Consider the following 13,225-nt stretch of genomic DNA (forward strand, 5'->3'; position numbering starts at 1 on the left):
CGCTACGCTTACCGGGCCTACGAAAAACCGGCTCTGAGGCCGGTTTTTGTGTTTTTGTAGGCCGGGTAAGGCGCAGCCGCCACCCGGCAAACGCCACAATCAGTCAGCGCGACCCATATAGCGTTTTTCTTCGATATGGATACGGATTTTCTCGCCCGCTGACAGGTATTCTGGCACCTGTACGACCAGACCGGTAGTCAGGGTAGCCGGTTTGTTACGCGCGCTTGCAGACGCGCCTTTGATGCCCGGTGCCGTTTCAACGATTTCCAGATCAACGGTCTGCGGCAGCTCCAGCGCCAGCAGCACGCCATCCCAGGTCAGCACCTGCATGTCCGGCATTCCACCTTCAGGAATAAACAGCAGCTCTTCTTCGATCTGATCTTTGGTGAAGATATACGGGGTGTAATCTTCTTTATCCATGAACACGTATTCGTTGCCGTCGATATAAGAAAAATCAACGTAGCGACGGGTCAGGGTCACGGTATCCACGATATCGTCGCCTTTAAAACGTTCTTCCACTTTCAGGCCGGTACGGACATCGGAGAAACGCATTTTATACAGCGTTGCTGCGCCACGGGCGCTGGGTGCCTGAATGTCGATATCTTTCACAATCAGCAGTTTGCCGTTGTAATTCAGTACCATACCTTTCTTGATTTCGTTCGCTCTTGGCATTGCAGTAATCCTGTTTACGGGAGGTAAAAAATATCGCGCCAAATTACTCGCGCGCGGCCTTTCAGGCAAGCGGAATTCGTGGGTTTTGCTATCAATACATAAAAGGTGTTACTGTGCGCGCGATGCCCGACTGCGCGGGCATCTGCCACCAACAGAGAGCATGTATGGATTGTCGTTCCGACTGTGGCGCGTGCTGTACCGCACCGTCCATCTCAAGCCCCATTCCAGGCATGCCACAAGGCAAGCCTGCCAATACCCGCTGCGTTCAGCTCTCTGAATCTAACCTGTGCATGATCTTTGGCTCGCCTTTACGCCCGAAGGTGTGCTCCGGGCTCCAGCCTGGCGCCGAAATGTGCGGCAGTACGCGCCAGCAGGCCATCACTTATCTGCTTGAGCTGGAAGCGCTCACCGCGCCTTAAACGTCCTTAATTCGCGTCAGGCAGCTCAGCGTCAGGACGCACATCACCAGCGCAATCCAGAACACCGTATGATAGTTCCAGATTTCAGCCACAACGCCCGCCAGTGAGCCTGCAATAATCCAGCCCACGCGGGTGGTATTAGTATAAAGGGTGGTGGCAGCGCCTGCCTGACCCGGCATCAGATCCTGGAAGTAGAGCATGCCGATACCGGCCAGAATGCCGATGTAAATGGCGTTCAGCAGCTGTAAAGCAAGAAGCAGGGCTGGCGTATGAACCGTCAGCATACCGACATAAAACAGCAGCCCGGCAACGGCGGCGATGCGCATCAAAAAGCGCTTGCCGAAGCGCTTCGCGTAATAGCCCGCAATCAGCATGGTGGGGATCTCAAGCCCCGCGGCGGTTCCCATCATGATCCCGGCCAGCTTCTCCGGCAGATGCAGCTCATCAATAATAAACAACGGCATATTAATGATATAGAGGCTGTTCGTTCCCCACATCAGCGTACAGATAATGAATAACAGTAGTGCGTCGCGCCGGTTACGCCGCGGTGCTTCCAGCGTACCGGTCGCCACTTTCGGCTCTTTACGCATGGAAGGCAGGAAGAACCATACCATTGCGCCACACACCACGAAGGCTACCGCCGCGCTGAGGTACATTACCGTAAAGCCAAAACCCATTGCCAGTGCGTAGGCGAGCGGGGGGCCAATCACCCACGCAAGCGACACCTGCGCGCGCAGTATCGAGCTGAACATCACCGCTTCCCGCCCGGTGCGGTCGGCATGCTCGCGGGCAAGGGCGAACATCTGCGGGTTGGCGGTCGAGCCGAAGCTGCTCAGGAACACCCCAACAAACAGCAGAATGAAATAGTTGCGGTTCCAGGCAAACAACACGCAGGCGAAAACGCCCAGCAGACAGCAAAAAACAATCAGGCTTTTGCGATCGCCTTTTCTGTCGGAACGCCCGGCCAGAAACTGGCTGACCAGGATGCCAATGATGGCGCTCCCGGTGAAGAAGAAGCCAACCATCGCCGGACGCGCGTGGACTTCGTTGGTCAGAAACAGGCTCAGCGTAGGCGTTTGTAACGCACCGGCAATACCGGTGAGGAAAGCAACAATCAAAAACGCCGTTGACGTCAAATCAAAGGGCTTTGGTGAGGCGGCAGCGGGGGTGTTATGCATGTTCAGTCTTTGCGAGTAACAGAGAGAGGCGGAGTTTACGCCGCCTGTCATTAAATAAACAGAGGGCAAAATCAAGATTGCCACAATAAATCAAAATAGCATTTCAGTTTAACGCTGTTTCGCTGAAGCGTGCTGAACCTGTTTGCTGAACATCAGCAAAAACCTCCCTATTGAAGAAGAAATGTGCTGCACTTCTAAATTCTGCAACAAGAAATGTAACTTTTCTTGCAACCTTTTGTAGAAAAGACAAGACTTCTTGAAACGTTTCAGCGCTATCTTGCATGTACTGTAGAAGCAGGTTAGCGCATATTTTCTCAGTTAAGCTGAAACGATTCAATTTCAGCAGGAGAGGAGAATCATGTTCCAGTTATCTGTTCAGGATATCCACCCGGGCGAACAGGCCGGGAATAAAGAAGAGGCTATTCGCCAGGTCGCCGCTGCGCTCGTGCAGGCTGGCAACGTGGCGGACGGCTACGTCAACGGCATGCTGGCGCGTGAACAGCAGACCTCCACCTTCCTCGGTAACGGTATTGCAATTCCGCACGGCACCACGGACACCCGCGATCAGGTGCTGAAAACCGGCGTGCAGGTTTACCAGTTCCCGCAGGGCGTGCTCTGGGGCGAGGGGCAGGTGGCTTACGTGGCGATCGGTATCGCGGCAAGCGGTGACGAACACCTGGGCCTGCTGCGTCAGCTGACGCACGTGCTGAGCGATGATGCCGTCGCGGAACAGCTTAAATCCGCCACCACTGCTGAAGAGCTGCGTGCCCTGCTGATGGGCGAAAAACAGAGCGAAGCGCTGAAGCTGGATAATGAAACCCTGATGCTGGACGTCGTTGCGTCCGATCTGGTGACGCTCCAGGCGCTGAACGCGGCTCGCCTGAAAGAGGTGGGGGCGGCTGATACCGCCTTTGTGACCCGCACCATCAATGATAAGCCTTTAAACCTGGGTCAGGGCATCTGGCTGAACGACAGTGCTGAAGGCAACCTGCGCAGTGCTATCGCGGTCAGCCGTGCTGCCGTTGCCTTTGAGACAGACGGGGAACGCGCCGCGATGCTGGTAACGGTTGCCATGGCTGACGATCAGCCGGTATCCGTCCTGAAGCGCCTTGGCGATCTGCTGCTGAACAATAAAGCTGAAAAATTGCTGAACGCAGACGCGGCGACGGTGCTGGCTCTGTTGACCAGCGACGATGCGCTGACGGACGACCTGCTGAGCGCAGAGTACGTGGTGCGTAACGAACACGGCCTGCATGCCCGTCCGGGCACCATGCTGGTGAATACCATTAAACAATTTGAAAGTGAGATCACCGTGACCAATCTGGACGGTTCGGGTAAACCAGCCAACGGGCGCAGCCTGATGAAAGTTGTCGCGCTGGGTGTGAAGAAAGGCCATCGTCTGCGTTTTACCGCGCAGGGTGCTGATGCTGAACAGGCGCTGAAAGCGATTGGCGACGCCATCGCGGCCGGTCTGGGGGAGGGCGCATAATGAGCAGACGTGTTGCGACCATTACGCTGAACCCGGCTTACGATCTGGTGGGCTTCTGCCCGGAAATTGAGCGTGGCGAAGTTAACCTGGTGCGAACCACCGGCCTGCATGCCGCAGGGAAAGGGATTAACGTGGCGAAGGTGCTGAAAGATCTCGGCATCGACGTCACCGTTGGCGGCTTCCTTGGCAAAGACAACCAGGACGGTTTTCAGCAGTTGTTCAGTGAACTGGGCATCGCCAACCGTTTTCAGGTTGTGCAGGGCCGTACCCGTATTAACGTTAAGCTGACCGAGAAAGACGGTGAAGTAACCGATCTGAACTTCTCCGGCTTCGAAGTGACCCCGGCTGACTGGGAGCGCTTCGTTGCCGATTCCCTGAGCTGGCTGGGCCAGTTTGACATGGTGTGCGTCAGCGGCAGCTTGCCGTCCGGCGTCAGCCCGGAAGCGTTCACCGACTGGATGACGCGCCTGCGCAGCCAGTGCCCGTGCATTATTTTTGACAGCAGCCGCGACGCGCTGGTCGCCGGTCTGAAAGCCTCGCCATGGCTGGTTAAGCCTAACCGCCGTGAACTGGAAATCTGGGCGGGCCGTAAGCTGCCAGAATTAAAGGATGTGATTGACGCTGCCCATGCGCTGCGCGAGCAGGGTATCGCTCATGTGGTGATTTCGCTGGGTGCAGAAGGTGCCCTGTGGGTTAACGCCTCCGGGGAATGGATTGCCAAACCGCCTTCTATGGAAGTGGTCAGCACCGTGGGTGCCGGGGATTCGATGGTTGGCGGCCTGATCTACGGTCTGCTGATGCGCGAATCCAGTGAACATACCCTACGCCTTGCTACCGCCGTTGCGGCCCTGGCCGTGAGCCAGAGCAATGTCGGTATTACCGATCGTACCCAGTTAGCCGCGATGATGGCGCGCGTTGACTTAAAACCTTTTAACTAACAGCAGGAGAGGAATAATGAAAACGCTGCTGATCATTGACTCCGGTCTCGGACAGGCTCGTGCCTATATGGCGAAGACCCTGCTGGGCGCGGCGGCACAAAAAGCGCATCTGGATATCATTGATAACCCGGGTGATGCTGAAATGGCGATTGTTCTGGGCGACAAAATCCCCGCGGACAGCGCCCTGAACGGCAAAAAAGTATGGCTGGGCGATATTAACCGCGCGGTGGCACACCCCGAACTGTTTCTGAGCGAAGCAAAAGGTCATGCGACGGTTTACAGCGCACCCGTTGAGGCCGCGCCGGTCGCAACCGCTGGGCCGAAACGCATTGTTGCGGTAACGGCCTGCCCGACAGGTGTGGCTCACACCTTTATGGCGGCTGAAGCCATTGAAACCGAAGCGAAAAAACGCGGCTGGTGGGTGAAGGTTGAAACTCGCGGATCTGTTGGCGCGGGTAATGCCATCACGCCGGAAGAGGTGGCCGAAGCCGATCTGGTGATCGTGGCGGCCGATATCGAAGTGGATCTGGCGAAGTTTGCCGGTAAGCCGATGTACCGCACCTCAACCGGCCTGGCGCTGAAGAAAACTGCGCAGGAGTTTGATAAAGCGCTGGCGGAAGCCAAACCTTATCAGGCGACCGGTGCGGCTAAGACGCCTGGCGAAGGTAAGAAAGAGTCTGCGGGTGCCTATCGTCACCTGTTAACCGGGGTTTCCTACATGCTGCCGATGGTGGTGGCGGGCGGCCTGTGTATTGCGCTCTCCTTTGCCTTTGGTATCGAAGCCTTTAAAGAGCAGGGCACGCTGGCGGCAGCGTTGATGCAGATTGGCGGCGGCTCCGCGTTTGCGCTGATGGTGCCGGTGCTGGCGGGCTTTATCGCCTTCTCCATTGCTGACCGTCCGGGTCTGACGCCGGGTCTTATCGGCGGTATGCTGGCCGTGAGCACTGGTTCTGGCTTTATCGGCGGTATTATTGCCGGTTTCCTTGCCGGTTACGTGGCGAAGCTCATCAGCTCTAAGCTGAAGCTGCCGCAGAGTATGGAGGCGCTGAAACCTATCCTGATCATCCCGCTGATTTCCAGCCTGGTGGTCGGTCTGGCGATGATTTACCTGATTGGTAAGCCGGTCGCGGGCATTCTGGAAGGTCTGACCCACTGGCTGCAAACCATGGGGACGGCGAACGCGGTGCTGTTGGGCGCAATCCTCGGCTGTATGATGTGTACCGACATGGGCGGTCCGGTAAACAAAGCGGCATACGCGTTCGGCGTTGGCCTGCTGAGTACCCAGACCTACGCGCCGATGGCGGCGATCATGGCGGCAGGTATGGTGCCTCCGCTGGCACTTGGCCTGGCGACAATCATTGCCCGTCGTAAGTTCGATAAAGCGCAGCAGGAAGGCGGCAAAGCGGCGCTGGTGCTGGGTCTGTGCTTCATTACCGAAGGCGCAATCCCGTTTGCGGCGCGCGATCCAATGCGTGTTCTGCCATGCTGTATCGTCGGCGGTGCGGTAACGGGAGCTATCTCCATGGCGGTAGGTGCGAAACTGATGGCACCGCACGGCGGTCTGTTCGTCCTGCTGATCCCTGGCGCCATCACGCCGGTGCTGGGCTACCTGCTGGCGATTGTTGCCGGTACGCTGGTGGCGGGTCTGTCTTACGCGGTGCTGAAGCGTCCGGAAGCGGAAGTGGTCGCAAAAGCAGCCTAAAAGAGGTGTCGGGTGGCGGCTTCGCCTTACCCGACCTACAAAAAAGCCGGGTCGCGTTAAGCGCCCGGCTTTTTTTATGCCGCCTGTTCAGCGGTCTGCTGTGCCTTCAGCCAGGCAATCTCTTCTGCCCAGATATCCGGATTGATGGTTTCCAGCACCATTGGAATGCCGTCGAAGCGGGGATCCTGCATGATAAAGCGGAACGCATCGTGGCCGATATTACCTTCGCCCAGGCTGTGGTGACGGTCTACGCGGCTGCCGAACGCGCTTTTCGCATCGTTTAAGTGCATACCGCGAAGATACTTAAAGCCAACAATACGCTCGAACTCTTCGAAGGTATTTTTCGTGGCCTCGGTTGTGCGCAGATCATACCCGGCGGCAAACGCGTGGCAGGTATCAATGCACACGCCCACGCGGGATTTGTCTTCCACGCCGTCGATGATCGCCGCCAGATGCTCAAACTTAAAGCCGAGGTTGCTGCCCTGACCGGCGGTATTCTCAATCACCGCCGTCACGCCCTGGGTTTTATCCAGCGTCATGTTGATGGACTCGGCGATGCGCGCCAGACAGGCGTCTTCGTCGATTTGCATCAGATGGCTACCGGGATGGAAGTTCAGCAGCGTCAGCCCCAGCTGTTCACAGCGCTGAACCTCATCCAGGAATGCTTCGCGGGATTTTTCCAGCGCCTCAGCAACCGGGTGGCCGAGGTTAATCAGGTAGCTGTCGTGCGGGAGGATCTGCCCAGGCCCATAGCGGTATTTCTCGCAGGCGGCTTTGAAGTCATCAATCACTTCCGCGGTGAGGGGAGCTGCGCGCCACTGGCGCTGGTTTTTGGTGAACAGGGCGAAAGCGGTCGCCTCGATTTCGGCGGCGCGAATGGCGGCATTCGCAAGGCCACCGGCAGCGCTGACGTGCGCTCCAACATATTTCATAAAAAGACTCCTGTTAACCCGAAATGCCTATGATAGCGGGTTAACAGGAGAAGGACGAGATGGTTTATGCCAACAGGCTGTGTACCGCAAGGTTAATCGCACCGCCGCCAACAATCAGCCAGATGAACAGCACCAGCGCCATCAGCAGCGGTTTCGCCCCGGCTTTTTTCAGCGCGCTGACGTGCGTGGTGACGCCCAGCGCCGCCATCGCCATCGCCAGCAGGACCGTATCCAGCGTGACCAACATATCCACCATCACTTTTGGCAGCAGGTGGAAAGAGTTGAAGATAGCGACCACGATGAACAGGATCGCAAACCACGGAATGGTGATTTTGCTTTTCTCGCTGCCGCCTGCAGGAGCCAGCTGTTTAACCCGCGCCGCGAGGAAAATCAGGAACGGGGCCAGCATCATCACGCGCAGCATTTTGGCAATGACCGCCGCGTTTTCCGCTTCCGGGTTAATGGCGTGACCTGCCGCCACCACCTGCGCCACTTCGTGCATGGTTGAGCCGATATAAATGCCGTAGGTTTCCGGGCTAAACCAGTGCGCCACCAGCGGATACATGGCTGGATACAGGAAGATCGCCAACGTACCGAAGATAACTACCGTCGCGACGGCAACCGTGACTTTACTGGCTTCGGCTTTGACTACCGGCTCTGTTGCCAGTACAGCCGCTGCGCCGCAGATGCTGCTACCCGCACCGATCAGCCAGCTGGTCTGTTTGTCCAGTCCAAAGATCTTCTGGCCGATAAAGCACGCCAGTAAAAAGGTGCTCGAAAGGGTCAGGACGTCGATGGCAATCCCGCTGACACCCACATCCGCGATCTGCGAAAAGGTGAGACGGAAGCCATAAAGGATGATCCCGAGACGTAATAAATGCTGCTTGGCGAAAATCACGCCGCCGTCGCAGGATTTCCAGATGTGCGGGTAAACGGTGTTCCCGACCACCATGCCGAGCAGAATGGCCAGCGTCAGGGCGCTGAACCCTGCGCCGGCAACAGCTGGTATACTGCCACCCCATAAGGCCACGCCGGTAACCACGGCGCTGAGCGCGAGACCCGGCACGAAGTGCCACACTGTACGATGATGTTGTAAGGTGATTTCTGACATAACCTTCTCCTTTGTCTGGCTAAAGGTTACGATGCTCTGGCTTAAAAATAAAATTGATTATATATTTATAATCAATCTTTATAAGTGGTAAGCAACCATGCACATTACATTGCGTCAGCTGGAAGTTTTTGCCGAGGTGCTGAAAAGCGGCTCGACAACCCAGGCGTCACAAATGCTGGCGCTCTCGCAGTCCGCCGTTAGCGCGGCCTTGACCGATCTTGAAGGGCAACTGGGCGTCCAGCTTTTCGACAGGGTAGGAAAGCGACTGGTGGTGAACGAACATGGCCGCCTGCTGTATCCGCGTGCCCTGGCCTTGCTTGAGCAGGCAACGGAGATCGAACAGCTGTTCCGCGAGGACAACGGCGCTATTCGCGTCTACGCCAGCAGCACGATCGGTAATTACATCCTGCCGGAAGTGATCGCCCGCTACCGCCGGGATTTTCCGACCCTGCCGCTGGAGATGAGCGTCGGCAACAGCCAGGACGTGATTAACGCGGTGATTGATTTCCGCGTGGACATCGGTCTTATCGAAGGGCCGTGCCACAACGTCGATATCATTGCGGAGCCCTGGCTTGAGGATGAGCTGGTGGTGTTTGCTTCCCCGGCCTCTTCTTTACTCCAGGGCGAGGTTACGCTGGAGCGTCTGGCGCAAGCGCAGTGGATCCTGCGAGAGCAGGGCTCCGGCACGCGTGAGATTGTCGATTATCTGCTGCTGTCCCATCTGCCGCAGTTCCAGCTAGGGATGGAGTTAGGTAACTCCGAGGCCATTAAGCATGCCGTACGTCATGGCCTGGGCATTAGCTGTCTTTCCCGACGGGTGATCGCCGAACAGCTGGAAACCGGCTCTCTGGTTGAGATCCCCGTTCCGCTGCCGAAGCTGGTGCGCACGCTGTGGTGCATCCACCATCGTCAGAAACACCTTTCCAGCTCGCTCCAGCGTTTTCTTCGCTATTGTGCCATTTAACGTTCCCCGGTGGCGCTTCGCTTACCGGGGCCAGGTGCGCTTATCACTCCACATTTTTATGCTTTACTTATAATCCTGGCCGAGTCATGAAGCTCTCTTATAACTGAGCATTTCTGCCGGAAGCAACGCAGATCGTCTGCTACAATCGCGCCTCATTTATTGAATGGACAGCATTTTCACATGGTTTCAGAAACTAAAACCACAGAAGCGCCCGCGCTACGTCGCGCACTTAAGGCGCGTCACCTGACGATGATCGCCATTGGCGGCTCCATCGGTACGGGTCTTTTCGTTGCCTCTGGCGCAACAATTTCGGCAGCCGGCCCGGGTGGGGCATTATTCTCTTATATCCTGATTGGCCTGATGGTCTACTTCCTGATGACCAGCCTGGGCGAACTGGCGGCATACATGCCGGTGTCTGGTTCGTTTTCGACCTACGGACAAAAATACGTTGAGGAAGGCTTCGGCTTCGCGCTGGGCTGGAACTACTGGTATAACTGGGCGGTGACCATCGCCGTTGACCTCGTCGCCGCACAGCTGGTGATGACCTGGTGGTTCCCGGACACGCCCGGCTGGATCTGGAGCGCCCTGTTCCTGGCGGTCATCTTCCTGCTGAACTACATCTCCGTGCGCGGTTTCGGCGAAGCGGAATACTGGTTCTCTTTAATTAAAGTGGCAACCGTCATCATCTTTATCGTCGTCGGTGTGGCGATGATCGTTGGTATTTTCAAAGGGGCCGAACCGGCGGGCTGGAGTAACTGGACAATAGGCGATGCGCCGTTTGCCGGGGGCTTCTCGGCGATGATTGGCGTGGCGATGATTGTCGGCTTCTCCTTCCAGGGCACCGAACTGATTGGCATTGCGGCCGGTGAATCCGAAAACCCGGAGAAGACCATCCCGCGCGCGGTGCGTCAGGTGTTCTGGCGTATCCTGCTGTTCTATGTGTTCGCGATCCTGATTATCAGCCTGATCATTCCGTATACCGACCCAAGCCTGCTGCGTAACGATGTGAAAGACATCAGCGTCAGCCCGTTCACCCTGGTCTTCCAGCACGCGGGTCTGCTCTCTGCGGCGGCGGTGATGAACGCGGTGATCCTGACGGCGGTACTGTCTGCGGGTAACTCCGGTATGTACGCCTCCACCCGTATGCTTTACACCCTGGCCTGCGATGGTAAAGCGCCACGTATTTTCTCGAAACTGTCTCGCGGTGGCGTGCCACGCAACGCGCTGTATGCGACCACGGTGATTGCGGGTCTCTGTTTCCTGACCTCCATGTTCGGCAACCAGACGGTCTACCTGTGGCTGCTTAACACCTCTGGTATGACGGGCTTCATTGCCTGGCTGGGCATTGCCATCAGCCACTACCGTTTCCGTCGCGGGTACGTCAAGCAGGGTCATGATCTGAATAACCTGCCGTACCGGTCAGGGTTCTTCCCGCTGGGGCCGATCTTCGCCTTCGTTCTGTGCCTGATCATTACCCTGGGCCAGAACTATGAGGCCTTCCTTGCGGACACCATTGACTGGGGCGCCGTCACGGCCACCTATATTGGCATTCCGCTGTTCCTGATCATCTGGTTTGGCTACAAACTGACGAAAGGAACGCGCTTCGTTCGCTACAGTGAAATGGATTTCCCGGAACGATTTAAACAATAACCGCACTTCCTCTCTTTTAGCCCGCTCAATCGAGCGGGCTTTTTTATGGGCAGATCAGAAGCTGTAGGTCATGCCAACGGTATAGCGACGGCCATCCAGCACGGTGTCATACGTATCGTAGTCAATCTGCTTATCGAGCACGTTATACACACCGGCAGTAACCAGCAGGTTTTTGTTGGCGTTGTAGCGCATACCGACATCAACCTGAGTGTAGGACGGTGTACCCTGGGACATTGACGTGCGGCTCAGGTACTCAGACGTTTTACCGCGCAGGTTCAGACGGCTCCAGAAGCCGACGTCGGGCGTCGCCTGCCAGTCCAGGGTGGTGTTGAACATGTGTTTTGGCATTTTGTTCAGTGGCTTGCCGGAGAACTGGCCGCTCTTCTGCTCGGATTCCGTATAGGTGTAGTTTGCAGTCCAGTTCACATCGCGCGTGATTTTCCAGCCGAACGAGGACTCCACACCGCGCATATTGGCTTTGTCCACGTTGACGCGATCGCTGACGAAATCATAGCTATGATCGCCAATCGTACAGGCGGGATCGGCGCTGCTGTTACAGCGGCGAACTTCCGTAATTTTATCCTTGAAGTCGGTATTAAACAGCGTCACACCGGCATTAAGGTTATCGTTGTTATCCCAGAGCAGGGCGAGCTCTTCGCTCAGGCTCTTCTCGGGTTTCAGATCCGGGTTGCCGACGATGATACCGTCAAGACGGCCGCCACCTGTCACCTGGCCCCAGCTGGCAGACGACTGACGCAGATCCGGCGCACGATAGCCAGCAGAAACCCCGCCTTTCAACGTCCACTGATCGGCCAGGTGCCATACGCCGTAACCGCGCGGCGTCCAGTTCGTCCCGTAGTTTTGGTCTTTATCCATACGCAGGCCGCCGGTCAACGTAAAGCTTTCCGTCATTGACCATTCATCTTCGGCAAACAGGGCCCAGCTCCAGCGCGTCAGTTTGTTCAGGCCGTCAGCAGCTTCCAGCTGATTGCCGTTGTCGCGCAATTTCTCATAACGGTACTGTCCGCCGAGGGTCAACGTATGATCGCCGAGGAAGATCTGGTTCTGGTTGTTAAAGGTGGTGTTGTAGGAACGCATTTTGCGACCTGGATTATTGGTCTCTTCCTGCTGGATATAGCTGGTGGTATTGAAGTCGTCGTAATAACCACTGTGGGTTAACGAGTAGGTCGTGTGCTCATAGCGCGAGTCGCTTTTGGTATTTGGCGTACAGGTTGTTCCCCGGCAGGTTTCAGCCGCTTTCGACATCCCCGGGGTGCTGTTTCTGTCCTGAAGCTCGCGAGCAAAGTCGAGATCGAAATCGTTCTTCTCGTCCGGCGTGAAGTTCAGCGTAATGCCACCGTTACGCATTTTCTGCTCGTTATAGCCGTTCACGATTTTATCTTCTGCGCGGCGTGACAACAGCCCCGTCACTTTTGCACCCAGCAGCCCATCAATCAGGGGACCAGAAGCGTAGGCGTTGGTCTGGAAGATATCGCCGGAGTCATGGTTTTCCTGGAAGGTGGCGTCGCCATGCAACGAACCGGTCCAGGCTTTGGTGTTCGAGACTTTTTTGGTAATGACGTTAATGACGCCACCCATAGCATCGGAGCCGTAAAGCGAGGACATCGGGCCGCGGATGACCTCGATGCGCTCAATGGACTCCAGCGGCGGCAGCCAGCCTTGTTCAATACCCGAGTTGTCGCTGTTTGGGCGGGTGCTTCGCGTACTGACGCGTTTGCCGTTCACCAGGAACAGGGTGTACTGAGAGGCCATGCCGCGAATACTGATATCACTGCTACTTCCACCGCCGGTGACGACGACGCCCGGGACATCTCTCAGGGCATCGGTAACATCACGGTAGGCTTTATCTTCAATCTGCTGTTTTGAAATCACAGAGATGGAGGCGGGGGCATTCTGGATCTTTTGTTCAAAACCCGTCGCGGTAACGACAACGGTATCCTGATCGGCTGCGTGAACGAAGGGGGAACATGTGGCAGCGCCAATGGCGACGGCCAGGAGCTTAATGCGTGGTATTGTCATTTGTACATTCCGTATAAAAATGAAAAAAACTCCATCGGGATAACCCTGAGAACTGTATGTTTTTGTCTTGTAAGAACTCTTTGAGATGGAGAAGAGCCTGGAATTGTACAAAAGAATGTAGAATTGTAAA

The 13,225-nt window shown here is 56.4% G+C and carries 11 protein-coding genes; 6 read left to right on the forward strand and 5 right to left on the reverse strand.

The annotated features are described in order from the left end of the window. Positions 1-99: 99 nt before the first annotated feature. The gene (yeiP, locus tag SK51_RS11855) at positions 100-672 is read right to left on the reverse strand and encodes an elongation factor P-like protein YeiP (RefSeq protein WP_003859355.1); all 573 of its coding nucleotides are present in this window, start codon (positions 670-672) and stop codon (positions 100-102) included. A 164-nt stretch (positions 673-836) separates the two neighbouring features. Between yeiP and SK51_RS11860 the strand changes: the two genes are divergently transcribed. Beyond that, positions 837-1,091 (forward strand): YkgJ family cysteine cluster protein, encoded by a 255-nt coding sequence (locus tag SK51_RS11860; RefSeq protein WP_023306612.1) that lies wholly within the window; start codon positions 837-839, stop codon positions 1,089-1,091. On the opposite strand, the gene setB is transcribed toward SK51_RS11860, so the two are convergent. Then, positions 1,088-2,269, reverse strand: a complete 1,182-nt coding sequence (gene setB / locus SK51_RS11865; protein ID WP_032622475.1) for a sugar efflux transporter SetB — start codon at positions 2,267-2,269, stop codon at positions 1,088-1,090. The two genes, SK51_RS11860 and setB, sit on opposite strands and share 4 nt — an antisense overlap. A gap of 358 nt (positions 2,270-2,627) precedes the next feature. Here setB and fruB point away from each other — a divergent pair, with 358 nt between their 5' ends. From fruB to fruA, 3 genes are read left to right on the forward strand one after another with little or no spacing between them, the layout of a single operon-like run. After that, positions 2,628-3,758 (forward strand): fused PTS fructose transporter subunit IIA/HPr protein, encoded by a 1,131-nt coding sequence (gene fruB, locus SK51_RS11870; RefSeq protein WP_022648705.1) that lies wholly within the window; start codon positions 2,628-2,630, stop codon positions 3,756-3,758. Then, positions 3,758-4,696 (forward strand): 1-phosphofructokinase, encoded by a 939-nt coding sequence (fruK, locus tag SK51_RS11875; RefSeq protein WP_006811313.1) that lies wholly within the window; start codon positions 3,758-3,760, stop codon positions 4,694-4,696. The genes fruB and fruK overlap by 1 nt, the downstream gene beginning before the upstream one ends. Before the next feature lie 16 nt (positions 4,697-4,712). Next, positions 4,713-6,398: a PTS fructose transporter subunit IIBC gene (fruA, locus tag SK51_RS11880; RefSeq protein WP_048206720.1), complete on the forward strand. Its 1,686-nt coding sequence runs from the start codon at positions 4,713-4,715 to the stop codon at positions 6,396-6,398. A gap of 74 nt (positions 6,399-6,472) precedes the next feature. Here fruA and nfo read toward each other — a convergent pair whose 3' ends face one another. After that, positions 6,473-7,330 carry a deoxyribonuclease IV gene (gene nfo, locus SK51_RS11885; RefSeq protein WP_023300589.1) on the reverse strand — a complete coding sequence of 286 codons (858 nt, stop codon included), beginning with the start codon at positions 7,328-7,330 and terminating at the stop codon, positions 6,473-6,475. Positions 7,331-7,394: 64 nt separating this feature from the next. Next, on the reverse strand, positions 7,395-8,441 hold the full coding sequence (locus SK51_RS11890) for a YeiH family protein (RefSeq protein WP_023306611.1): 1,047 nt from the start codon (positions 8,439-8,441) through the stop codon (positions 7,395-7,397). 97 nt (positions 8,442-8,538) lie between these two features. Between SK51_RS11890 and yieE the strand changes: the two genes are divergently transcribed. Both yieE and SK51_RS11900 read left to right on the forward strand, forming a co-directional pair. Next, positions 8,539-9,405: a DNA-binding transcriptional regulator YeiE gene (yieE, locus tag SK51_RS11895; protein ID WP_017383387.1), complete on the forward strand. Its 867-nt coding sequence runs from the start codon at positions 8,539-8,541 to the stop codon at positions 9,403-9,405. A gap of 180 nt (positions 9,406-9,585) precedes the next feature. Further along, the gene (locus SK51_RS11900) at positions 9,586-11,055 is read left to right on the forward strand and encodes an amino acid permease (protein WP_022648700.1); all 1,470 of its coding nucleotides are present in this window, start codon (positions 9,586-9,588) and stop codon (positions 11,053-11,055) included. A 54-nt stretch (positions 11,056-11,109) separates the two neighbouring features. On the opposite strand, the gene SK51_RS11905 is transcribed toward SK51_RS11900, so the two are convergent. Next, entirely contained in the window at positions 11,110-13,095 is a 1,986-nt protein-coding gene (locus SK51_RS11905; RefSeq protein WP_023306610.1) for a ligand-gated channel protein, read from the reverse strand. Positions 13,096-13,225: the final 130 nt, after the last annotated feature.

Source organism: Enterobacter sp. MGH85, from assembly GCF_001037655.1.
Lineage (GTDB): Bacteria > Pseudomonadota > Gammaproteobacteria > Enterobacterales > Enterobacteriaceae > Enterobacter > Enterobacter intestinihominis.